Source organism: Microcoleus sp. BROC3 (assembly GCF_036702515.1).
Lineage (GTDB): Bacteria > Cyanobacteriota > Cyanobacteriia > Cyanobacteriales > Microcoleaceae > Microcoleus.
Genome location: NZ_JAUBTQ010000041.1, coordinates 1 through 21,577 on the forward strand (window position 1 = coordinate 1; position 21,577 = coordinate 21,577).

Below are 21,577 nucleotides of genomic sequence, written 5' to 3' on the forward strand. Positions count from 1 at the left end.
ACATCTCAACTTCTACTTAGATTTACATCTCTCATTATACACGCTCGATGATTTACAAATCATTTGCGCTCGCTATATAAATCATTGATAACTACATAAAATATCCAAGTGGCATAGAAGCGTGAACCGTGCTATTTTTTGTGTACCGAGTGGCGACGAGCGGGTGGTGAAATCCCTCTAAAATCATGATTCGACCCCCCACTCCCGTTGTTGAGTCTCCATTGGCTTTGAGTTTCATTCTCACAGCTTCGAGAGTTGAACCCTCGGCAATCCTGATGGCACTAAAATTTTGGTACACCGATTCCCAACCAGTAGGAATAGGCAATTTATCGGCTCGGGACTGGACTTTTGCTATGACTGGCTCAAATACTTGTGCAAATAAGTCTGGGGGTAAACAGGCAAGTCGTTTGGATAAGGCTTGTTTACTGACTTTAAATGGCTCTACCCACAGCAACCCTTCTGACTCTAATACCCGTATCACTTCACTTAACCGTGAAATCCTACGGTATACCAAGCTCAAGACTACTGCCATCATCACTGGTAATGTCAACAGTCGTAGCTTGCCGGGCCCGAGGCCATCGCGCAGTTTTTGCGATCCAGGGTTAAGCGTAACGGCTTAAAGCTTTCAGGAGTCAGCCAACACAAGAACTTGGCTTGTATTTCTTCTATGGGTGGGCCTGGTACTTCCCAGGCTCGACGCAGGTATGGATTAGCTGACGCCCGCCGGACGTTTTTGGCTCATAAAATGCAGTGCCGATTCCGCACCATCTCATACTTTTTCGGATTTTAACTCCGATCGCGGGGCGTGATCTGTGCTCGATATTGCGTGGCAGAGGTAAGATCGAGCGAGGGTGAGATCTGTCTTAAAATAGCAATGGTCATCCCACGATCGTCCTTAAGTTGACACCTGTGGACGCTGCCGTGTCCTTAGCCCCAGCGAAGTAATATAATATTTAGTCGCAAGTCAGAATATTGTTTAGATAGAATTGTTTTTTTGAAGGTTCAACTAATAAATTATGAACACCAAAACTTCTAAATCGGGCAAACTGATGAGGGGGATTGCTGCAAGCGCGATCGCATCCTGTGCTATGTTCTCGCCTCAAGCAAGCTTCGCTCAAGCCAGCGGTGTAAATAATGCCCAACCGCTGCAAGACTTTCAAACTCAAGACAATACCGACCCATTTTCCGGCCGCAGCAGCGGCAGCGGAATATTTGATTTAATTCACAGATCGAGATTGGGAAACGGCCGCAGCATGGAAGAATTTAATACCGAACAGCGCCAAAATTTGAACGATGCTGCCGCAGAATATCGGAACAAACAGCGCCTACTACTGGAAAAGCAAGCTGTACCTTCTGAAGGGGCGATCGCACCAGCAGAAATTACCGCCCCCGTCCCTTAAATTTATCACTGCTGTTTGCTCATTTCTGAGTCTGCGAAGGACGTTCGGCGAAGCGAGGATCGAGCCACAGACGAAAGTTTGTGTTGAAGCAATTTCAATCGCCGAATCTCTTCGTTTGTCTAGCAGCGATTTCAAGATCCGAATCTTATCTAAAAACCATCGCCCTTAATCCCGTTCCAACCACGCCCGCATTTTACCCGGATTCAGCAAACCGTAAGGATCGACCAACTCTTTAAACTGCAACTGTTCCACATTAATGATTTTCATGCCTCCATCTTCCAATATATAAGTGTGAGGATTAGCAATCAGTGCGCCTTGCTCTTCGTGATAGCGAATAATTTCATTGAGCCGTGATTCCGTAGTGTAGCGAACTATTTGCAAAGCTGCGGCGATCGCCCAGCCGTTCATCCGCAAAAACTCCAAGTGCATCATCACCTCATCGCCATAATAATTATACAGTTCCTCAATCAATTTCAAACCTTTATCTGGGGGAAAAAGCGTCTGCAAATAAGTCAGAGACGGGTCAGCGCTGCGAGCGTGCAGAGTTGTATGATTCCAAGTAAATTCAGCAATTGCTGCACCTTTGCTCGCTGCTTGCGCGTTTTTTTGATAGCAAATTGTGCCGCCATATTCGCGCACCAAATCTTGCAGCGGTTCCAGACAAGATTCAGCTACCATTAACAAAGCGCAGTGCTTACCTTCAGGAATTGCATCGCGGAAAGCAGCAAAATAAGCAGGAATCGGCCAAGCACAAACACAAATTAGTTTTTTGATAATTCCGTCAGCATCGCCCAAAGCTTGACCGAAGTTTGCCGCTGTCATAAAATCGTCAAAAGCGACAATGATTTCCGCCCAAGGATAAGCAGGGGCGAGGGGAATTTCTAACTCAGTAATAATCCCATTTGTGCCGTAAGCGTGATTGACTTTTTGCACTTCATCGCCACGCAATTCGATGACGCGGGGCTCGTCTTCCATTGTAACGACTCGAACGGCATGAAGATTTCCCCGATCGCGCAATTGCCCGTAAGTTATCGAACCAATTCCCCCGCTACCGCCGCCAATAAATCCCCCAATCGTTGCGGTGCGATAGGTTGAGGGAACCATCCGCAATTCCCAACCGGTTTCTCGCGCTTGTTTGTCGAAAACCGACATTTTTACCCCCGGTTCTACGCAAGCTAAACCCGGTTTTATCCAGCGGATATTGTGCATTTTGGTGGTATCTAAAATGACGCCGCCGTTGAGGGGGATGCACTGCCCGTAATTGCCCGTTCCTGCACCTCTAACAGTTAGCGGAATTTTGGATTTGACGCAGGCTGCTGCAATCCGCAAAACTTCCGCTTCGCTGGCGGGACGAACTACTAAATCTCCTGTTTTATCACTTAAGATAGGTTGCAAAACAGGACTGAAGTGATAATAATCTTGAGATAGCTTGACAACTTGCGCGCGATCGCTAATTATTTCGATTCCCGAGAGTTCCGACGAGAAAGCATCCCAGTCAATACTTTGAATCGCAGTTGCAGTCATTTTTTTTCCTTTATGCTCGCAATATTATATCAAATCCACTCTTCATCGGAATTATTCATCTCTCTGTTCTCTTCCTCTGCGTTCTCTGCGGTTTAATCATTCCAATGCAACCGGAATTCATATTATATATTTTCTCAACCAGAACTTAGTAACATAAAATACTAACTGCAATCTTTCTTTAAGCAGTAAGGTGCTTATTCGCGCACCCTACACATAGAAGTTCTGCCTCCCGGACTGCTTTTTTCAATTAACAAATCCCCCAAATACCGCCATACCGTAGTATTTCCAAGGAACTGCAACAGTCTCAAATCCAGCGTTTGCTAGCATTTCCAACTGTGCCGAAAGTGTAGCTAGGCGATCGGGATTAGAATACCCGTAAGAGACACTCTTCCCCACATTTGCGCGAATTTGTGCTAAGGTTTCCCCCTGATTTAGCGCCCAATCTTCTCGCGCCGCTTGATAAATATCTTTCATTGCTGCTGATTCTGCTAAAAGAGGATCGGCATTCCAAAAACAGCCACCAGCATTTAAACTTTCGCGAATGCGTTCAAACAATTTCAACTTCATCTCATCCTCAAGATGATGAATTGCCAGAGAGGAAATGCAAGCATTGAATTTATCGCCCAAGCCAGAGAAATTTGGATTGTTCGCCCATTCTCCAAAATCCATTTCTATGCCAGTCCACCGGGCTGCGTATCCTGCCGACTCTATTTTGGCGCGGGCAAAATCAAGCATTCGCGGCGAGTAATCGACAGCAACTATTTCCGCAGACGGGTAGCGTTGGAGAACTTTTAAAGTGAGTTCCCCCGTACCGCAGCCGAGTTCTAAAATGCGGTGGTTTGCGTTAGCAATGCAGCCTACTAATACATCCAGCATTTCGTCATATTTAGGTAAAAGTCGCCGAATGCCGGGATCGAAATCGGCAGTATTGACGAAAACTTCTCCCGGAAAAATTTCGTTGTTCGTAGGTGAGACAGTAGAGTTAGAATTCACGATCGCTAACCATAGACTACAATTGCTATCCTAACCGAGATACAGCAATAAGTGCGTGAAGTAGGGACACCGCAGTGCCGTGTCCCTACCCGATATCTCAACTGAAAACCGTTATAAAGTTATGCGTACTTTTACGGAGAACCCCAACACTCGCTGTAAATAACAATAAACAATCCCTTGCACTACGCCGTCTGGGTTTAGCCCGACGCCGACAAAGCGACCTGAAAAAGCAGTGTTATGTTAGTAGTGCGTAAAATCACTTAAAGATTCAACCTCACATTTGAGGATACCATGCGCCAGTTAATTTCTCGCAGTCGGGCTGCCATCAGCCAATTAATTTACAAGCGAATTATTCTTGCGGTGACAATTTTATTTTGTGTAGGTGTAGGAGTAGCGATGGCAAATATGTCTCGTCTTTCCTCCACCCTAATTGAATCGCAAGCCCTCCAAAATGCCACCCTCTATGCCCAAGCTATTAAAGAAGCCCGCACCCTTTACAGTTCGGATGTTGTCAATCCTCTTAACACCGCTAAAACAATTAACTTTACCCACGACTACAAGCCGACAAAAGTAACAGTTCCCGTACCAGCAACCTTTTTGGTAGAACTCGGTAAACAGATCAGCCAAAAAAATTCTGAATTGTCAGTTCGTTTGTACAGCAACTACCCGTTTCCTTGGCGGCAAAAAGAAGGTGGGGCTAGAGACAATTTTGAACTAGAAGCCCTCAGCTATTTGACGCAAAATCCTACACAGAAATTTTTCCGTAGTGAGGAATTTCGCGGTAAGCCAGCATTTCGATATGCAGAAGCAGACATTTTGACGGCTAGCTGCGTTAATTGCCACAATACTAACCCCTACAGTCCTAAAACAGACTGGAAAGTAGGAGATGTGCGGGGGATATTAGAAATTACTCAACCTCTCGACACTATCACTCAAAAAACTCGCAGCGGACTAAAAAACTTGTTTTTCTTGTTAGCCGGACTTTCAGTTTTAGGTGTCTCAGGATTAAGTTTAGCTATCAGCAGGTTGCGCCAAAATGCTAAACAATTAGAACAGCGCGTCAGGGAACGGACGGCACAATTGCAAGAAACTAATGTAGAATTGGTAAAAGAACAGGAAAAGTGCGATCGCCTGCTGCTCAATATTTTACCCGAGTCCATTGCTGCCAAGCTAAAAGATGGTCAAAGCAGTATTGCTGACGGCTTCGCAGAAGTCACGATTTTGTTTGCAGATATCGTAGGCTTTACCTTGCTGTCAGCACAAATATCTCCCGAAGAATTGCTCGAGTTTCTCAACGAAATTTTTTCTGCCTTCGATGGTTTAACGGAAAAGTATGGGTTGGAAAAAATCAAAACAATTGGAGATGCTTACATGGTAGTCGGAGGTTTGCCAAATCCCAGCACCAACCACGCTGAAAGCATTGCAGAAATGGCCTTAGATATGCAGGAGGAATTAGCAAAATTTAATGCCAAACATCATGCAGGAATTAACATTCGCATCGGCATCAATACCGGGCCTGCAATTGCGGGGGTAATCGGCACTAAAAAATTCATTTATGACCTCTGGGGCGATGCCGTTAATACAGCAGCCCGCATGGAATCCCACGGGATTGCCGGCGCGATTCAAGTCACACCATCAACTTACGATATCTTGCGAAATAAGTATCTGTTTAAAGACAGAGGAATTATCCACGTCAAAGGCAAGGGCGATATGAATACTTATCTGCTTGCAGGTAGGTTAGCCAGCGCACTTTCCGTTTAATTTGTTTATTATATTATTAAGGGGTCTGCTAGTTAGTCCGAAGTCAGTCAATTTTAGATTTTAGATTTTAGATTTTAGATTTTAGATTTACTGCACAGGTGAATCTAGGAACTTGAACTAGGGTTTAAAATTTTTATATCTCCACGAGTTAAGTCGGGGGCTGGTATCCGTTTTTGGGTGGGTAATCAGTCATTAGCCGTTAGTGCTTAGCCCAGAAGTAACGCTTAATGGCTGCTGGCTGCTGGCTGCTGACAATTACAGAAATTGCACGGGCGAGGCGAGGAACCCGGTTTCTGCGCCGTTGCTTCGTTGACCAACCCAAATTTATTACGAAAAACCCGGTTGATTTTCCTATTCCTTAAACTAGCCATTTGCCAAATAGTAAATTTTATGTCCTTGCGGATTTTATCATTCTTGGGTTTTTTCAAATCTCGCTTGTCTAGGCAAATAGCTTTGTGGATATTTGCTAGCATTCTTGTCATAGAGGGAATTATTTTAGTTCCCTCTTATTTTAGGCGAGAAAATGAACTTTTAAGTCAATTAGAACAGGTATCTCGGGCGACTGTTGATTCCCTAGAGTTTTTGCTCCAACAAGATATTTCCGATCGCACTTTCTTGCAAGAAGAAGTAAAAAATATTACTAAGGATTCTCAAGTAGTTTTAGGACTATCTATTTACCAAGCTAACGGTGAGCTAATATATACACTTGGCGAACCCCCAGAAATCAGTTTAAAGCAACTAAAAAGAACTCGTATAGTTCACAATCACAATTTCGATGACCAGCGGTACGATATTGCTTGGACGGAGCGACATTTGGGAGGCGATTACATCTTAATTGTTCGCCACGATGCTTCTACCGTTCAACCGGAACTCTACGCATTTATCGGGCGGATTGCGGTTCTAGTAATCATTATATCAGCCTTTGTCACTTCGGTGACTATGTTCTTTTTAGGGGTGACAGTAATTGCACCTATCTTGAGATTGCGCGATGACTTGATCGCTGCTGGAGACGCTTTGAGCAAAGATCGAGAACAACCTGATTTCTACTCTCTGTCTGTCAAGCGGGATGACGAGTTGGGAGAACTCATGGTCGCATTCAATCAAATGTTTCACCGAGTATACAAGGAAATCGCACAGCGGAAACAAGCTGAGGAAGTATTGCGCGCTGAACAAGAAAAGTCGGAACGTTTATTACTAAATATCTTACCTGCAATGATTGCCGATCGCCTAAAAAAAGGTCAGATAAATATTGCGGATGGATTTGCAGAGGTTACGGTTTTGTTTGCTGATATTGTGGGCTTTACCGAAATATCTTCGCGCACGTCTCCTGAAGAATTAGTCAAGTTACTTAACAAAATATTTTCATCTTTCGATAGCTTGAGCGAGCAATATGGCTTAGAAAAAATTAAGACGATAGGTGACAATTATATGGTAGCAGGCGGTTTACCGCTTCCCTGTACAAATCACGCCGAATCTATTGCCGAAATGGCCCTGGAAATGCAGCAAGAGATTATGAAATTCCGCGACGAATGCGGTAAACCTCTGAATATCCGCATTGGCATTAATACTGGGCCTGTTGTAGCAGGTGTCATCGGTACTAAAAAGTTTATTTACGATTTGTGGGGAGATGCTGTGAATACAGCAAGTCGCATGGAATCTCAGGGACTTCCGGGTAAAATTCAAGTTAGCAACTCAACTTATGAGTTGCTGTGCGATAAGTATTTGTTGGAAAAGCGCGGTAAAATTAATGTTAAAGGCAAAGGATCTATGACGACTTATTTGCTCAAAGGCAGAAAATTGTAACTGACAATTTTAACCATCGCCCGGGAATACCTGATATGGCGGCAGATGTTGCAGCGCAGCCACTCCCAACACCAAACTAGATTTTTTTAAACGAACCGCGAAGACGCGAAGGACACGTTCGGCGAAGCCGTTCCCGAAGGGTAGGAAGAGAAGAAGAAAGAAGACAATATAAAAAGTTCACAGGGGAGTTATTATTGCTATATTAAAATGCAGGTTAATATTAGTGAACGGGGCAAAAATGACTGCGAATCAGGAACCTAATTATTCAAATTCACCGATTTGGCAGCCCTTCACGCAAATGAAAACGGCTGCCCCGCCGCTGAAGGTAATTCGCGGCAAGGGATCGGTGCTGGAATTGGCAGACGGGCGGCAAATTCTCGACTGCATTTCTAGTTGGTGGGTGACTGTTCACGGGCACAGCCATCCGATTCTCGCCGAGGCTCTTTACGAGCAAGCCCAAAAGTTAGAACACGTAATCTTTGCGGGATTTACTCACGAACCTGCCCAGAAACTTGCGAGTAAATTGCTAACTCATACGCCTGTTTCTTTAACGCGGATTTTCTTTTCTGATAACGGCTCGACTGCTGTTGAAGTGGCTCTGAAAATGGCATTTCAATATTGGCGCAATCTCGGAGAAACTAACCGTACTAGCTTTATTAGTTTTGAGGGAGGTTATCATGGCGATACTGTGGGCGCGATGTCTGCTGGCAGAAGTTCGCTGTGGTGGGAATCTTTTGCACCTTTAATGTTTGCTGGGGATGTTGTTCCTTTTCCGGCGACTTTTGATGGCGATGAGGAGGTGGAAAGCAAGGAGGCGGCGAGTTTGGAGAAATTGGAGTTTTTGTTAAAGCAGGGCGGCTATGCGGGAATTTTTATCGAACCTTTGGTGCAAGGTGCCGGGGGAATGCGAATGTGTCGCCCTGAGTTTTTGCAGGCGATCGCACAACTTGCGGGCCAGTTTAATGTATTGTTGATTTACGATGAAGTAATGACGGGTTTTGGCCGCACGGGCGAACTGTTTGCCTCTGTTAAATCTGCAACGAAGCCGGATATCCTGTGTTTGTCTAAAGGATTGTCTGGCGGCTGTTTGCCCATTGCTGTCACAATGGCATCGGAGGATATTTATCAAGCTTTCTGGCGAGATGAACCGGACAAAGCTTTTTTTCACAGTCATTCTTACACCGGAAATCCCTTAGCTTGTGCGGTGAGTGTAGCATCCTTGGAGCTTTTGGAGCAAAACCCAAATGTTTATCAAGGGATGGAAAAACTGCACCGCCAATACCTGAATCAATGGCTGAGAAATCATCCTAAACTCGAACGGATTCGGACTTGTGGCACCATCGCAGCAATGGATGTGAAAACCGAAAGCGTTTCCGGTTATTTTAATGACATCGCTCCTGTATTGAAAGCCAGATTTCTCGAAGCGGGGTTTTTGCTCCGCCCATTGGGAAATACGCTTTACTTGATGCCTCCCTACTGCATTTCTCCTGATGAACTAGAATCGATTTATCGGGTGATTCGTCAGGTTTTGGATACTCTGTAAACCCTTTAATTTTAGTAATGAATTTACCCAATTGGAACGATTTGGCTGACGACGCGCTGGCGGGCAAATGTATCTCTCGCGAGCAATCTTTAGCCGTATTGCGCGCGCCGGATGAGGTTTTGCTGGAACAACTAAACGCAGCATATCGGGTGCGCCGCCACTACTGGGGAAACCGAGTTAGGCTGCACTATTTGTTAAATGCTCAAAGCGGCCTTTGTCCTGAAGATTGCCATTATTGTTCTCAGTCAAAAATTTCGACTGCGGAAATTGAGAAATATCCGCTTTTAGCTAAGGAGAAAATTCTCGATGCCGCCCAACGCGCAGCAGAGTTAAAAGCTGGTACGTTTTGTTTGGTGATTTCGGGCCGCCAACCTAGCGCATCTACTTTCGATCGCGTTTTGGATGCTGTCGAGACTGTGAAGGCAAATTATAACCTGAAAATTTGCGCTTGTTTGGGATTGTTGAGCCAGGAGCAAACTCACCGGCTGGCTAAAGCTGGAGTCGATCGGGTAAATCACAATCTCAATACTTCCGAATCATATCACACGGACATTTGCACCACTCACACTTTTGGCGATCGGGTTGAAACTGTCGAACACGTAAAAGCAGCGGGAATCACAACTTGTTCCGGCGGAATTTTGGGGATGGGCGAATCGGATGATGATGCGATCGATTTAGCGCTTTCGCTTCGCAATTTGGGCGTTACTAGCGTGCCTGTCAACTTTTTTATTCCGATTCCCGGCACGCCATTTGCAGATGTGAACAGGTTAACTCCCCGCCAATGTTTGCGAATTCTCTGTTTGTTCCGCTTTTTGCTTCCCAGCCAAGAAATTCGGATTGCTGGGGGACGCGAGGTGCATTTGCGATCGCTGCAACCTCTCGGACTCTACCCCGCTAATTCTATTTTTGTTGGCGATTATCTGACAACTCCCGGACAAGCTGCCCATCAAGATTGGGATATGATTCGAGATGCGGGATTTGCGATCGAATCCCCCGAAGGTTCTCTCTTAGAAGTTGATTCAGCAGTTACCAAATCCGAACAAAAAACCCTGGTTGTTTAACTCTTATACCAGAAATAGAGTAGGACACGGCAGTGCCGTGTCCCTACCCAATATCTCTACTTCACGCTTACGCATGGACGGAGAGAAACCGGGTTTCTGAGGTAGCAAATGCCTCAGCCGTAAGTTCTTAAATTGTAGCCAGGAACCCTTATTCTAAGGTTGACATTCTTCAATCTAAAATCTAAAATCTAAAATCTAAAATCATACAAGGGGGGCAAATTGTGGACAAACGCGAAGAAATTACGATCGCAGAATACCAGCTAACTGCCGAATCTTTCCGAGAAGGAACTTGGCATCACGACGTATCCCAAAATCGCAACGCACTGACGGCTGCTATGCCCCGCAATCCCGGTAAAATTCTCGATATAGGATGCGGCCCGGGACGAGATTTAGTAGCGTTCAAGAGCCAAGGACACACAGTTGTAGGCTTAGATGCAACTCCAGCTTTTGTAGAAATAGCTAAGAAGTTATCGGGATGCGAAGTTTGGCAGCAATCTTTTCTGAATCTCGACTTGCCAAAAGCAGAATTTGACGGTATTTTTGCCAATGCTTCCCTGATTCACGTTCCCAGCGACGAGATGGTTAAAGTGCTGCAAGATTTGCACAAAGCCTTAGTTGTTGGCGGTGCAATTGTCATGTCAATGTGCCGGGGAAACTGGGAGGGATACGACGAGCGGCCAACGGGAAAACGCTATACTGCCGGATGGGAATATCATACTTTAGCGCCTTGTTTAGAACAAGCGGGATTTGCAATTGTCAATCACTACTATCGTCCCCCCGGCTTACCCCGCGAAGCTCAATCTTGGGTAGTAATGGTGGGCAAAAAAATCTAACGTAAATTGGAAATTGGGAATAGGTAATTGCGAATCCTTCCCCTCTCTTCCTCTGCGCCCTCTGCGCCCTCTGCGGTAAAAAAAAACTAATTCAAAAAATTACAGAGGATTGTTGTATACTGTTCCACAGTCAAATAAACCAATTTCTGCACAACTTAAAACCCAATTAATATGACAGAGAAATTCCACATTTTTTTAGCTGGTGCTAGCCGAAACCTCGGCTTAGAAATCGCGAAATGTCTGGCAGCACAAAAGATGCAAGTAACAGCACTTTTGCGATCGCCCGCAACCAGCACCGAATTAGAAGCAATGGGAATCAAAGTCGTGACTGGCGATGCTTTGGATGCAGCCGCTGTGGAAGCTGCGATGGCTGGCGGTGAGCCAATTCATGCCGTAATCAGCACAATTGGCGGCTTGCCCAAAGATGGAGAAAGAGCCGATTATTTGGGCAACAAAAACTTGATTGATGCGGCCCTCAAAGCAGGCGTGCAAAAATTTATTTTAGTTTCATCCATCGGTAGCGGTAAGAGTGCCGCTGCTTTGCAACCGCAGGTTTTGGAAACTTTGGGTCCGGTATTAATTGAGAAAGAAAAAGCCGAAAATCATTTGATAGAAAGCGGGATGATTTATACAGTGATTCGTCCCGGCGGACTCAAATCGGAACCTGCAACAGGCAACGGTATTTTAACAGAAGATTTTCGAGTTGCTGGAACTATTCACCGGGCGGATGTAGCGCAGCTAGTTTGTCAGTGTTTAGTGTCTGATGCTGCTAACAATAAAGTTTTGTCGGCGGTAGACAGGCAAATGCTTTACGGCAATCCAGAATTTGAAGTATTACATCTTTAGGGGCGGGTTTAGCGCAAAATAAGCTGTCTGGCATCTAAATTGTATTTTTGGGGCGGGCTAGAAGCCCACCCCACAAGAAAATTGAACTTTTGTGGAACAGGCATCTTGCCTGTTCATAAAAATCCTGCGCCCACCCCACAAGAAAATTGAACTTTTGTGGAACAGGCATCTTGCCTGTTCATAAAAATCCTGCGCCCGCCCGACAGGAAAATTGAACTTTTGTGGAACAGGCATCTTGCCTGTTCATAAAAATGCTGCAAGATTTGGTACTCAAGAATCAAATGGCTTAATCCACGATCGCCCGATCGCCCAATCCAAAACCAAACCCGCGATCGCAAACAATACTACACTCTCGGCACCGCGAACAGCAAACGGCAATAACTCCTGTAGGGCGGGCATCTTCCCGGGTTCAAAAAACAATCCAGCATCCAATTGTCCAAAAGCCCGCACCAAGCCAAAAGCCAACACCGCACCAGATTTAAGCTGCGGGTTAACATCTCGGCGAATCGCATAGCGGTAAGTCACGCCGAACAAAAAACCGCCCAAAAGTGCGATCGCCCCTCGGGCGGCAAAATTTAGGTCAATTTCCCTTACCTGCAAACTCGCCAGAGAATCTAACCTATCCGCTAGAATTAAGCTATTACCAAGGGCGATCGCCCCAAAACCCAGCAAACAAGACAAAGCAGCAACACTCCCTGCCTTCAAAGATTCTACCCGTTCAGCGGCACTAAAATTTGACGAGTCCTTCACGGCGCCCTCATTCTTAAAATGGCTCAAATTGACTTATCATAAGGTTTGGAGTCACTTTGTACAGTTTGTTCAATAAATAGCTATGGATATTTTGTCACTCGGTTGGGTTTCGGTGCTAGTTCTGTTCTCCTTCTCAATTTCAATGGTCATTTGGGGACGCAACGGTTTCTAGATTCCAAAATAGCTTGCGGGGCAGGCTTTTTAACGGCCCCGCATTTTTTATAATCCTATTTAACCCAATCAAAATAACAGGAGTTGTCAACATGACAGCCAAAAAAATCTTAATGTTAGTCGGCGACTTTGTAGAAGACTACGAAGTAATGGTTCCCTTCCAAGCACTGCAAATGGTAGGTCACACCGTCCACGCCGTCTGCCCCGACAAAGCCGCAGGCCAAACGATTCGCACCGCTATTCACGACTTTGAAGGCGATCAAACCTACAGCGAAAAACCCGGTCACAACTTCACTTTAAACGCGACTTTTGACGAAATCAACCCGGCAGACTACGACGCTTTGATTATCCCCGGAGGACGCGCCCCAGAATACATCCGCCTCAACGAACAAGTGTTGCAAATTACCCGCTACTTTGCCAACAGCAAAAAGCCGATCGCATCTATTTGTCACGGCTTACAGGTTCTAACGGCAGCAGGCGTACTCGAAGGCAAACGCTGCACCGCATACCCCGCTTGCAGCCCCGACGTACTCCGGGCCGGCGGCAAATATACAGAAGTTCCCGTTACCGAAGCCGTAGTCGATGGCAATTTAGTCACCGCCCCCGCGTGGCCGGCACATCCTAACTGGCTGGCTGAATTCCTGAAAGTTTTGGGAACGAAGATCGAACATGCAGAGAAAGTCGAAGTGTGACTATTTTCACAGTCAAAGTTAAACCGAATTCCAAACAGCAAAGCATCGAAGAGCAACCAGACGGCAGCCTCACAATACATCTCAAGTCGCCGCCAGTCGATCGCACAAGCAAACCAAGAATTAATCATGCTGTTGGCGAAAAAGTTTAAAGTGCCGAAATCTGCGATCGGCATTAAATCCGGTTTTTATTCTAGAAATAAACTTGTGGAAGTTCCAATCGAACCTGGAACTTAGAGTAATTCTGAAAAGTAGTGAGAAAGAGAGATTTGAGGCAATATCTGTAGGGACACATATCGGCATGGCCGTGTCCCTACAATTGACAGTGCAGGTTAAACTATCGCCCGCAGATTTGCCGCGGCCCTAAGCAAACCGGCGTCTCAGCAGCGGTTGAATGCTCAGCAGCGCCACCAAATCAAAGGCTAGCAATACTAACAGCGCTCCTCCAAAGGTAACATTACCCCAAGGAGCGTGCATCACGACACTCGCTAGCGACCAATCGCTGTGCAGGTACAAATAGCGGATGGGTTCGATCGCGTAACTCAGAGGATTGAGAGTCACCACAACTTGCAGCCACTCTGGCATAAATGACAGCGGCGCGAGGGCTGTGCTGGCAAATAACAGCGGCAAGTTAGTAACAAAAATTACCGCAATTAATTCTACGTGACCGGGGAGAGCGAAGGCTAAACCCAGACTCAAGCCGGTGACGCCCAAAACTAACAGCAGCACGATCAGGGCGATCGCCCCCAGTCCGGCAATTCCGGGGAATCCTGCGCCCAAAAACGCCCCCGCTGTAACGATTGTGCCGGTTTGGATAAAGCTGAGGGTGACGATAAAAATAGCGGAAGCCAGGACGATCGAAAATCGGGAAGCCAGCGGCGCGACTAACAAGCGGTTGAGAAATCCGAACTCGCGATCGAACATAATCGGCAAACCAGCATTCAGCGCCCCGGCAAATGCAGTAAAAACGATCACGCCAGCGCCGAGAAATTGTCCGTAATTCTGGCTTTCGCCGAACAAGCCGGCGGGTGCATTTTCAAACAGAGCTCCGAACAAAACCAACCACATCAGCGGCTGAATAATGCCTGCAACTAGCGTCGAGGGGCGGCGCTGCAATTGAATAAACAGGCGCTTGGTTAAGGCGAGTGTTTCTTGGATGAAGTCGCCCAGCAGGGAACTGGAAGTGTCAGCGGATGCTGTGGAGAGTGGCCGCTGCTGGTTGAGGTTGTTGGGGGATGTAACAGTACCGCTCATAATTGCTTGTTGATTAAATCTCACTATCTTTACAGTAGCAAGTCTGGAGGTATTGGTGGTGTTGGGCGGGCGATCGGTCTTTGTGTAGGGTTTTGGTAAACTGAATGTCCTGTTACCTGTCTAATTAGTTGATGAGTGGTATTAACCGCGAACTAACACCAGACGTTAGAAGTAATTTATTTGACAAACATCTTCCCGGTACGTCACAGGTAGAACGACTGCTAAGGAAACAGGGAAAAGCTCATGTTTTCAATGACAGAGCTACACTAGATGCAGTGACCGAGGCTATTATAGAGAGAGGATATTTGACAGGAGTTGAGGATGAAACCGATGACTACGAACGTTATGGACTCTACTTTGACGATGCGATCGGCTATCAAATTAGACCAGATGGTAGTCGCATTCCTCTTTATTATGCTGAAATAAAAATTATCAAAGGAACAGATACATATCATGTTATCCCACGCACCAGACCTCGCCGAACAAATTAATGATTGGGAATTTATCGAGTTGTGGGTAGATCCGATTGTTTTTCCCCCTCGTATTGTGATGTTAGTGAGTGGAAAGAATGGAGGTTTTTGTATTTATGACCCATCAGCAAACTATAAGTCTCTCTTTTTAAGTTCTAGCTATGATGAGGCTCATTCATGGCTTTTGGAAGATGAGTATGAGCGCTGTGATGGTCGGCTTTTAGCGGAAGAAATTCTTTGAGTTTTTCAGAGGGATATCGTGCTAAAATTAAGCCAAGCGGCCTTATCGAAACTTGATAATCATCGGAATTTTAGGATATAATCGTATTGATTAAAAATTGACTTCTTCCAATATGCCAGCCAAAGACCTGTATCACAATGTTGTCAAAAATGCCCTCATCAAAGACGGATGGAGAATTACCCACGATCCCTTGAGATTAAAATGGGGAATTAAAGATATGTACGTCGATTTGGGCGCAGAGCGGATTTTAAGTGCTGAGAAGGCTGGACAGAAGATAGCTGTAGAAGTCAAAAGTTTTGTGGGCGCATCAGACATGAATGACCTGGAGAATGCGCTGGGTCAATACTTAGTTTACCGTTCTGTGATCGCTAGAACTGAACCAGATCGAAAGCTCTATCTAGCTATTACACAATCAGTTTTTAGCGAATTATTGTCTGAACCGCTTGGTCAAATTATTAGAGCCGATTATCAAGTATGTTTAATCGTTTTTGCGGAAAAAAATGAGGAGATATTACAATGGGAACCTTAGAACATTATCGTCGCATTATCCAAAACATTCTGACTGAATATGCTCAAATACCTTATGCTTATGGGGACATTCAGATTCAAACGGTCTTTGATAGCAATTCAGACCGTTATTTGCTAATAATATTGGGCCGTGAAAACGATATTAGGGTTCACGGATGTTTAGTTCATGTTGATATTATTGATGGAAAAATTTGGATTCAAAGAGATGGGACTGAAGAGGGAATTGCCAATGAGTTAGTAGCGGGGGGAATCCCAAAAGAACAGATTGTTTTGGGATTTCGTTCTCCTAATATTCGGCAGTACACGGGATTTGCTGTAAATTAAATATCGCAGATATGGGTACTTTAATTAGCCGTATAAACAATGGAGGATAAGCTATGTCATCAAGTGCGATCGCCACTTGGGTCGAGATTATGGAATCTTTGCCAGAAACTCTTCAAGACAAAGTGGTTGAACATTTGCGAGAATATCTTGAAGACTTAAGGGATGAAGAGCAGTGGAATTTATCTTTTCAGAACACACAACAATCGCTGATTAGGGCTGCACAGCGCGCTAAACAGGAAATTTCCGCAGGAAAAGCACAGCCATTAGATATTGATATAGCTTTAGAAATACCAACACTAGCCGACTATCCCTGTCGCCGAGAATTTATGCAATTGCCATTAGATGAGAGGGGAAGCATTCTAGCAAAACAAGCTGAGGTAATGTTGCAACATTACCAGGAAGAAAGTTAGGGAGTCAGAAGGCAGTTATAGTTTAGCAGCTTTAACCACATCCTCAACCATTTTAATCGCCTCTTTGATTGCAATTTTACCGCTTTCTACGGCGCTAATTAAATCCTGAGCGTCTTTCGGGCTAATTAAATTGAGCCTGACGGGTTCTTTCAAGGAAACAATAAATTTAGTTTTATCGCTGTCTTCCAGGTTAGAGGCTCTTTCTTCGGATTCAATATCTTTTAGCTGATCTTTTAAGTTTTTAAGTATTTCTGCTTGTTTTCCCTCGTCAAAATTGCCATCAAATATTCGTTTTACCCCTACAAGAGCAGCAGCACCTAAAGCTGCACCGCCAACAACTAATCCTACGGGAGGTGCAACGGTTATTAACCCAAATAGAAGTGGTATACCACCGAAAGCTGCCACCGCCGCACCAGCACCGGCAGCCCCCACCACACCAATGCCAATATCGGCTAAAATCCCTAATTTATCGTGTGGGTTTTTTTCCAGTTGCTCTATTGACTTAAGAATTTGCTCTTTGGTTGGCGTTTTATTTGCAGACATATTAGACCTCAATCTTTTTGCTAATTTGGGCAATTAGGCAGTGATGACGTTGCAGAAAATTGTATTGAAAACGTCTATCAGTAATTGAAAAAATTCTTTGGCAATCTCAATAATCTCTTGAACAATTCCAATAATTCCATCAGACACCTCTTTGCCTCGATCGAGTCGGTGGCCTGCTATTGCACCAATTGGGATACCCAGCGCTGTTGCCAAAGGTTCTAATAACGGGCCGACAAATGGTATCGAACTTGCCAAAATTTTTACAGCGACACCAACAGCAACCCCTATCGCTAAATGGGGATGGGATTTGACAAATTCTATGATTTTAATGAGGAGAATTTTGCCGATCAGTAAAACTTTGTTAGCAGCTTTTTTCGTGTATGTGGCAAGTTCATGCAGCCGCATCGAGACTTCATGCGGCAAGCCCATATCATTTAACCACACATACAAGTCGCTGCTACTCATTGCATCAGCATCGACTTGCCAGAGAGCCATTTTTAAATTAGCTTGCGGTAGGGATAATGCACTAGACATATTTTTTTATCCTGTTGGAATTTACCAAATTTTTACGAACATTTCACGAGGCGAAAATCCCCTAGACATTGCTCACCGATGCAGCAACATTGCGAGCAACTTCTTTAACCGCTGGAGTAGCGGATGCAGCCACATTTTGAGCAACTTTTTTAACCGTTAGGGATGGACGGTGCTATCTGGCATAGTTGCGCCAGTCAGATTTACATTGTTAAAATCTTTTAGGTTGCCTAAGATTGTTTTAAAGCCCGTGATTAAAGTTTAATTTAATTTTTATGTATTGGAAAGTAGGAGAATGTCACAATTTGCCAGGAGTTAATAAAATTAGCTAGCCGTTAAAAGTCATATTTTGTCCTTCTTAGCCATAAAACGTCAGAAAAAGTCTGATACAATAGATAAAACCTCCTACATTTACCCAATAAATGGATGTTCAAGAACTCTTAAGGTTGGCCGATGGCTTGGTGTTCGCTAAGACCGGCAAACGATTGGACGATCTGCAACAGGCAGTAGTACGGGGAACGTGGCAAGGTAAAAGATACTCCGAAATTTCTAAAGAGGTTCATTGTACTGAACGCCATGTCAGAAATATTGCCTCAAAGTTATGGCAAACTCTTTCAGAAATATTAGATGAAGATGTAATGAAATCAAATTTGCGCTCCACAATGGAGAGGTATGAATTTTCTAAAGTTTCAAATTTTGGTGATTTTAATTTTGTACAAAACAAAGGTAACATCAACGTTTGCACAGAAACCTCACACCCTCCAAAAGCTCCACAACACTCACCCCCTACACAAACCTCAAATGAAGACAACACCCAACAGAAACCCCGACTCGATTTAAGAGATGCACCGGAGCTCAAAACCTTCTACGATCGCCCCAACTCACCTCTCACCGCCCTCGAAAACTCGATCGCCCGCCAAAACTGCCGCCTCCTCACCATCACAGGCATGGCAGGCACCGGCAAAAGTGCGATCGCCCGTCACCTCATCCCCCAAATTCAAACTCAATTCGATCGCATCATCTGGCTCAGTCTCCGCACCTCCCCACCCCTAGAAACAACCCTCAAAAATATTATTCAATTTCTCTGCGATCGAACAGATATTAACTTTTCCACCAACATCGATGCTCAGTTGTCAATCCTAATAGAAACTTTGCGCGACAATCGCTGTCTGATCATCCTAGATGACGTGCAGCAAATTCTCAGCAGCGGGCAACTTGCAGGAAATTATAAACCCGGATATGAAAATTACGGAACCCTATTTAAACTCATCGGCGAAATTCCCCACAATAGCTGCTTAATCCTCAATAGTTGGGAACCTCCCTCAGACATCATCACATTCACCGACGATAATTCAGCAGTATGTTTATTACAGTTAACTGGTTTAGGTGAAGCGGCAACCGAACTGCTTAGAGAAAAAGGTTTATTGGATGAAGAAACCTGGCCAGAATTGATTAACCTTTATCAAGGTAATCCCCTCTGGTTAAAATTAGTCGCTCAAACCATTAACAACTTATTTGGCGGTAGAGTCTCTCACTATTTGAGTTATCAACCAGTATTTTTAGGTGACGAATTGACACCGATATTGCAGCAGCACTATCAGCGGTTGTCGGAAATAGAAAAACAGGCGATATGCCTAATCAGCCATGAAATTGAGCCTGTTTCGTTTACCCAATGGATGGCAAAATGTCAAGGGTCACAAGGCGAATTATGTAAAGCAATTCAATCTTTATCCAGACGGGGAATGATCGAAAAATTGAGCTGTGAAACAGAAACCGTTTTCACGATTCCACCTGTGTTAAAACAGTATGTTAAAATGATTGCAGAATAGTCTTAAATATCTATAGGACTTACGCATTAAGGTTCAGAAACCTGGTTTTTTACGAAAATACTTAGTTACAGCCACAGATTTAGCAAAAAACCCGGTTTCTAGGAGTCGGAGTGCGTCATTCCTGTATCTAGCTAAATGAGAGCAAACCACGATCGTAACTCCTACCCAACCTAAACAAATGCTCACTTTCGATCGATTCATCAAGCAACTTCCAGATGAAGACGGACGCTATGAACTGGTTAAGGGAGAAATTGTCAAAATCTTACCAACAATAAGACTGCACGAAAATGTAGCAGATTTTATTGAAAATACGTTTCACGACGAGGTGAAACGCATCAACCTGAATTACAGAATATCTGGCAGAATTGTAGTCAGGACATTAACCCCGAATGGTAAAGAACAAGGCCGCCATCCTGATGTTACAGTAGTAGACAAAACCCTCTGGAAATCGCAGCCATTCGTCTATTCAGCACTAACTGAACCACCACAATTAGTTGTAGAAGTTGTCTCAACAAATTGGGAAGATGATTATATCGACAAGCTGGATGAATATCAGCGGCTGGGAATTCCTGAATATTGGATTGTCGATTATTTAGCTTTGGGCAGTAGAAACTATTTGGGCAACCCGAAAGAACCGACTGTTTTTGTTTATCTGCTCGATGAAAATGGGGTTTATCAAATGACTGCTTACCGAGGGAGCGATCGCATTATATCCCGCACTTTCCCAGAATTAGCATTGACAGCAGAGCAAGTTTTGGATGTATGATATCAAATTCAGCTTAAATATCGGTTTATCTCGTTTATGAACAGGCAAGATGCCTGTTCCACAAGAAAATTCACTCTTTGTGGAACAGGCATCTTGCCTGTTTCTGACGAACTTTTCCCTTCCCTCAAACTACGATCGCATCGCCTGTTTTTGCTCAGCCTTCAAATCGCGGTTGCTAGCAGCAGCCAACTCCGCATCCAACAGCGTCTTACCAGTCGCAGCCAAATACACATCATCCAAACTCGGCCGAGATTGAGCAATCCCAAAAGTAGGCAATCCCGCATTTTTTAAAGCTTGCTGAATAGTCACCAGCGCATCGCTTTGCGGTGTTACTACTAAATTGAGAGAATTTCCTTGAGCCGCGTTGACAATTACTTCCTGCACAAAAGGCAGAGATTGCATCAGATTTTTAGCTTGTTCGGCTTCTTCGATCGGCGAAAACTCCCGAATCCGCAGAGTCACCCGATCGCCCCCAACCCGATTTTTCAACTCCTCCGGCGTGCCCTGTGCAATCACCGTACCCTTGTCAATAATCGCCACGCGATCGGCCAAAGCGTCAACTTCTTCGAGATAGTGACTCGTAATCAAAACCGTCGTACCTTCCTCCCGCAAGCGACGCAGGAAATCCCACACTACCACCCGGCTTTCAATATCCAGCCCGACAGTCGGTTCGTCTAACACCAAAACATCCGGCTGGTGAAGCAACCCAGCAGCTAAGTCGAGGCGTTTGCGGATACCGCCGGAATAAGTACCCGTCTTTTTATGTTGCCACTCCTCCAAACCGAGGAGTTTCACCATTTCGTCAATCCGCCCTTTAATCGTATTGCGCGGCAAATGGTAAAGCGCTGCTTGCAGTTGCAGGAGTTCCCGCCCCGTCAGCACCTTATCGAGAGCAACTTCTTGGGCGACGTAGCCGAGTTTTTGTCTGGCAATTCTCGGCTGGCTGACAGCAGAAATGCCAGACACTTCAATGCGTCCGCTATCGGGCGCACTCAAAGTACAAAGTACCCGCAGGGTTGTGGTTTTGCCTGCACCGTTGGGGCCTAGCAAACCAAATATTTCCCCCGGTTCTACCTTGAAGGAAACATCTTTAACGGCTTCTACAGTGCCGTAGCGTTTCTGAAGATTTTCAATTAAAACGGCGGGAGCCATATATTTTGGGGATGAACTGGTTGTTAATATTTTGACACTTCCGGGCTCAAATTGCCGGAATGGTCGATCGACTAATGCGACTGGCTGTGCTGGTAACGATCGCACACTCCTCCTCAACCGGAAACTGCTTATAGTTTTGATTCTTAATATCAGTT

Annotated in this window: 24 protein-coding genes and 1 pseudogene; 17 read left to right on the forward strand and 8 right to left on the reverse strand. The window is 44.9% G+C overall.

From position 1 onward, the window contains the following. Nucleotides 1-91: 91 nt before the first annotated feature. A complete protein-coding gene (locus QUB30_RS23235; protein WP_333338094.1) occupies nucleotides 92-481 on the reverse strand; it encodes a hypothetical protein in 390 nt (129 codons plus the stop codon). Between the two features lie 535 nt (nucleotides 482-1,016). Here QUB30_RS23235 and QUB30_RS23240 point away from each other — a divergent pair. Further along, a complete protein-coding gene (locus tag QUB30_RS23240) occupies nucleotides 1,017-1,400 on the forward strand; it encodes a hypothetical protein (protein ID WP_333338096.1) in 384 nt (127 codons plus the stop codon). 165 nt (nucleotides 1,401-1,565) lie between these two features. On the opposite strand, the gene QUB30_RS23245 is transcribed toward QUB30_RS23240, so the two are convergent. Further along, nucleotides 1,566-2,924, reverse strand: a complete 1,359-nt coding sequence (locus QUB30_RS23245; protein ID WP_333338099.1) for an FAD-binding oxidoreductase — start codon at nucleotides 2,922-2,924, stop codon at nucleotides 1,566-1,568. Nucleotides 2,925-3,167: 243 nt separating this feature from the next. Next, nucleotides 3,168-3,917, reverse strand: coding sequence for a class I SAM-dependent methyltransferase (locus tag QUB30_RS23250; protein ID WP_333338101.1), 750 nt, complete (start codon nucleotides 3,915-3,917; stop codon nucleotides 3,168-3,170). 291 nt (nucleotides 3,918-4,208) lie between these two features. Here QUB30_RS23250 and QUB30_RS23255 point away from each other — a divergent pair, with 291 nt between their 5' ends. The 6 genes from QUB30_RS23255 (at nucleotide 4,209) to QUB30_RS23280 (ending at nucleotide 11,764) form a co-directional block, all read left to right on the forward strand. Next, the gene (locus QUB30_RS23255) at nucleotides 4,209-5,678 is read left to right on the forward strand and encodes an adenylate/guanylate cyclase domain-containing protein (RefSeq protein WP_333338104.1); all 1,470 of its coding nucleotides are present in this window, start codon (nucleotides 4,209-4,211) and stop codon (nucleotides 5,676-5,678) included. Between the two features lie 390 nt (nucleotides 5,679-6,068). Continuing rightward, nucleotides 6,069-7,481 (forward strand): adenylate/guanylate cyclase domain-containing protein, encoded by a 1,413-nt coding sequence (locus QUB30_RS23260; RefSeq protein WP_333338107.1) that lies wholly within the window; start codon nucleotides 6,069-6,071, stop codon nucleotides 7,479-7,481. Nucleotides 7,482-7,719: 238 nt separating this feature from the next. Further along, nucleotides 7,720-9,024: an adenosylmethionine--8-amino-7-oxononanoate transaminase gene (gene bioA / locus QUB30_RS23265; RefSeq protein ID WP_333338109.1), complete on the forward strand. Its 1,305-nt coding sequence runs from the start codon at nucleotides 7,720-7,722 to the stop codon at nucleotides 9,022-9,024. A 17-nt stretch (nucleotides 9,025-9,041) separates the two neighbouring features. Next, nucleotides 9,042-10,085: a biotin synthase BioB gene (gene bioB / locus QUB30_RS23270; RefSeq protein WP_333338112.1), complete on the forward strand. Its 1,044-nt coding sequence runs from the start codon at nucleotides 9,042-9,044 to the stop codon at nucleotides 10,083-10,085. 221 nt (nucleotides 10,086-10,306) lie between these two features. After that, the gene (locus QUB30_RS23275) at nucleotides 10,307-10,918 is read left to right on the forward strand and encodes a methyltransferase domain-containing protein (protein WP_333338115.1); all 612 of its coding nucleotides are present in this window, start codon (nucleotides 10,307-10,309) and stop codon (nucleotides 10,916-10,918) included. Between the two features lie 171 nt (nucleotides 10,919-11,089). After that, complete coding sequence (locus QUB30_RS23280; RefSeq protein ID WP_333338118.1) at nucleotides 11,090-11,764, forward strand: SDR family oxidoreductase; 675 nt, start codon at nucleotides 11,090-11,092, stop codon at nucleotides 11,762-11,764. A gap of 270 nt (nucleotides 11,765-12,034) precedes the next feature. Here QUB30_RS23280 and QUB30_RS23285 read toward each other — a convergent pair whose 3' ends face one another. After that, nucleotides 12,035-12,514 (reverse strand): hypothetical protein, encoded by a 480-nt coding sequence (locus tag QUB30_RS23285; protein ID WP_333129040.1) that lies wholly within the window; start codon nucleotides 12,512-12,514, stop codon nucleotides 12,035-12,037. Between the two features lie 82 nt (nucleotides 12,515-12,596). On the opposite strand from QUB30_RS23285, the gene petN reads away from it, so the two are divergent. From petN to QUB30_RS23300, 3 genes and pseudogenes are all read left to right on the forward strand, one after another. Then, nucleotides 12,597-12,686: a cytochrome b6-f complex subunit PetN gene (gene petN / locus QUB30_RS23290; RefSeq protein ID WP_071883976.1), complete on the forward strand. Its 90-nt coding sequence runs from the start codon at nucleotides 12,597-12,599 to the stop codon at nucleotides 12,684-12,686. A gap of 91 nt (nucleotides 12,687-12,777) precedes the next feature. Beyond that, nucleotides 12,778-13,377, forward strand: coding sequence for a DJ-1/PfpI family protein (locus QUB30_RS23295; protein WP_333338122.1), 600 nt, complete (start codon nucleotides 12,778-12,780; stop codon nucleotides 13,375-13,377). Beyond that, nucleotides 13,374-13,611: pseudogene (locus QUB30_RS23300) on the forward strand (DUF167 domain-containing protein). The gene QUB30_RS23295 and the pseudogene QUB30_RS23300 overlap by 4 nt, the downstream one beginning before the upstream one ends. Before the next feature lie 126 nt (nucleotides 13,612-13,737). Here the strand turns inward: QUB30_RS23300 and QUB30_RS23305 are convergent. After that, nucleotides 13,738-14,628 (reverse strand): ABC transporter permease, encoded by an 891-nt coding sequence (locus tag QUB30_RS23305; RefSeq protein ID WP_190740607.1) that lies wholly within the window; start codon nucleotides 14,626-14,628, stop codon nucleotides 13,738-13,740. A gap of 131 nt (nucleotides 14,629-14,759) precedes the next feature. Between QUB30_RS23305 and QUB30_RS23310 the strand changes: the two genes are divergently transcribed. The 5 genes from QUB30_RS23310 (at nucleotide 14,760) to QUB30_RS23330 (ending at nucleotide 16,601) form a co-directional block, all read left to right on the forward strand. Next, nucleotides 14,760-15,119, forward strand: coding sequence for a DUF6972 family protein (locus QUB30_RS23310; protein ID WP_333338125.1), 360 nt, complete (start codon nucleotides 14,760-14,762; stop codon nucleotides 15,117-15,119). Further along, nucleotides 15,082-15,339 carry a hypothetical protein gene (locus QUB30_RS23315; protein ID WP_333338128.1) on the forward strand — a complete coding sequence of 86 codons (258 nt, stop codon included), beginning with the start codon at nucleotides 15,082-15,084 and terminating at the stop codon, nucleotides 15,337-15,339. Before QUB30_RS23310 ends, QUB30_RS23315 begins: the two co-directional genes overlap by 38 nt. A 112-nt stretch (nucleotides 15,340-15,451) precedes the next feature. Continuing rightward, a complete protein-coding gene (locus QUB30_RS23320; RefSeq protein WP_333338132.1) occupies nucleotides 15,452-15,868 on the forward strand; it encodes an element excision factor XisH family protein in 417 nt (138 codons plus the stop codon). Next, a complete protein-coding gene (locus tag QUB30_RS23325; protein WP_333338135.1) occupies nucleotides 15,856-16,191 on the forward strand; it encodes a XisI protein in 336 nt (111 codons plus the stop codon). The genes QUB30_RS23320 and QUB30_RS23325 overlap by 13 nt, the downstream gene beginning before the upstream one ends. Nucleotides 16,192-16,244: 53 nt before the next feature. Continuing rightward, complete coding sequence (locus tag QUB30_RS23330; protein ID WP_333338138.1) at nucleotides 16,245-16,601, forward strand: hypothetical protein; 357 nt, start codon at nucleotides 16,245-16,247, stop codon at nucleotides 16,599-16,601. 15 nt (nucleotides 16,602-16,616) lie between these two features. On the opposite strand, the gene QUB30_RS23335 is transcribed toward QUB30_RS23330, so the two are convergent. Next, nucleotides 16,617-17,144 carry a hypothetical protein gene (locus QUB30_RS23335; RefSeq protein WP_333338143.1) on the reverse strand — a complete coding sequence of 176 codons (528 nt, stop codon included), beginning with the start codon at nucleotides 17,142-17,144 and terminating at the stop codon, nucleotides 16,617-16,619. Between the two features lie 33 nt (nucleotides 17,145-17,177). After that, nucleotides 17,178-17,678: a hypothetical protein gene (locus QUB30_RS23340; protein ID WP_333338146.1), complete on the reverse strand. Its 501-nt coding sequence runs from the start codon at nucleotides 17,676-17,678 to the stop codon at nucleotides 17,178-17,180. Between the two features lie 419 nt (nucleotides 17,679-18,097). On the opposite strand from QUB30_RS23340, the gene QUB30_RS23345 reads away from it, so the two are divergent. Both QUB30_RS23345 and QUB30_RS23350 read left to right on the forward strand, forming a co-directional pair. Beyond that, nucleotides 18,098-19,504, forward strand: coding sequence for an NB-ARC domain-containing protein (locus tag QUB30_RS23345; protein WP_333338148.1), 1,407 nt, complete (start codon nucleotides 18,098-18,100; stop codon nucleotides 19,502-19,504). A gap of 178 nt (nucleotides 19,505-19,682) precedes the next feature. Then, nucleotides 19,683-20,270 carry a Uma2 family endonuclease gene (locus QUB30_RS23350; RefSeq protein ID WP_333338151.1) on the forward strand — a complete coding sequence of 196 codons (588 nt, stop codon included), beginning with the start codon at nucleotides 19,683-19,685 and terminating at the stop codon, nucleotides 20,268-20,270. Nucleotides 20,271-20,399: 129 nt separating this feature from the next. Here QUB30_RS23350 and QUB30_RS23355 read toward each other — a convergent pair whose 3' ends face one another. Continuing rightward, nucleotides 20,400-21,422 (reverse strand): ABC transporter ATP-binding protein, encoded by a 1,023-nt coding sequence (locus QUB30_RS23355; protein WP_333338263.1) that lies wholly within the window; start codon nucleotides 21,420-21,422, stop codon nucleotides 20,400-20,402. Between the last annotated feature and the right edge of the window lie 155 nt (nucleotides 21,423-21,577).

Coding starts and splice junctions, on each gene's coding strand:
- bioA (WP_333338109.1), top strand. CDS start 7,720: ATGACTGCGAATCAGGAACCTAATTATTCAAATTCACCGATTTGGCAG.
- QUB30_RS23335 (WP_333338143.1), bottom strand. CDS start 17,144: ATGTCTGCAAATAAAACGCCAACCAAAGAGCAAATTCTTAAGTCAATA.
- petN (WP_071883976.1), top strand. CDS start 12,597: ATGGATATTTTGTCACTCGGTTGGGTTTCGGTGCTAGTTCTGTTCTCC.
- QUB30_RS23330 (WP_333338138.1), top strand. CDS start 16,245: ATGTCATCAAGTGCGATCGCCACTTGGGTCGAGATTATGGAATCTTTG.
- QUB30_RS23340 (WP_333338146.1), bottom strand. CDS start 17,678: ATGTCTAGTGCATTATCCCTACCGCAAGCTAATTTAAAAATGGCTCTC.
- QUB30_RS23320 (WP_333338132.1), top strand. CDS start 15,452: ATGCCAGCCAAAGACCTGTATCACAATGTTGTCAAAAATGCCCTCATC.
- QUB30_RS23315 (WP_333338128.1), top strand. CDS start 15,082: ATGTTATCCCACGCACCAGACCTCGCCGAACAAATTAATGATTGGGAA.
- QUB30_RS23345 (WP_333338148.1), top strand. CDS start 18,098: ATGGATGTTCAAGAACTCTTAAGGTTGGCCGATGGCTTGGTGTTCGCT.
- QUB30_RS23350 (WP_333338151.1), top strand. CDS start 19,683: ATGCTCACTTTCGATCGATTCATCAAGCAACTTCCAGATGAAGACGGA.
- QUB30_RS23240 (WP_333338096.1), top strand. CDS start 1,017: ATGAACACCAAAACTTCTAAATCGGGCAAACTGATGAGGGGGATTGCT.
- QUB30_RS23295 (WP_333338122.1), top strand. CDS start 12,778: ATGACAGCCAAAAAAATCTTAATGTTAGTCGGCGACTTTGTAGAAGAC.
- QUB30_RS23305 (WP_190740607.1), bottom strand. CDS start 14,628: ATGAGCGGTACTGTTACATCCCCCAACAACCTCAACCAGCAGCGGCCA.
- QUB30_RS23355 (WP_333338263.1), bottom strand. CDS start 21,422: ATGGCTCCCGCCGTTTTAATTGAAAATCTTCAGAAACGCTACGGCACT.
- QUB30_RS23245 (WP_333338099.1), bottom strand. CDS start 2,924: ATGACTGCAACTGCGATTCAAAGTATTGACTGGGATGCTTTCTCGTCG.
- QUB30_RS23310 (WP_333338125.1), top strand. CDS start 14,760: ATGAGTGGTATTAACCGCGAACTAACACCAGACGTTAGAAGTAATTTA.
- QUB30_RS23325 (WP_333338135.1), top strand. CDS start 15,856: ATGGGAACCTTAGAACATTATCGTCGCATTATCCAAAACATTCTGACT.
- QUB30_RS23255 (WP_333338104.1), top strand. CDS start 4,209: ATGCGCCAGTTAATTTCTCGCAGTCGGGCTGCCATCAGCCAATTAATT.
- bioB (WP_333338112.1), top strand. CDS start 9,042: ATGAATTTACCCAATTGGAACGATTTGGCTGACGACGCGCTGGCGGGC.
- QUB30_RS23280 (WP_333338118.1), top strand. CDS start 11,090: ATGACAGAGAAATTCCACATTTTTTTAGCTGGTGCTAGCCGAAACCTC.
- QUB30_RS23260 (WP_333338107.1), top strand. CDS start 6,069: ATGTCCTTGCGGATTTTATCATTCTTGGGTTTTTTCAAATCTCGCTTG.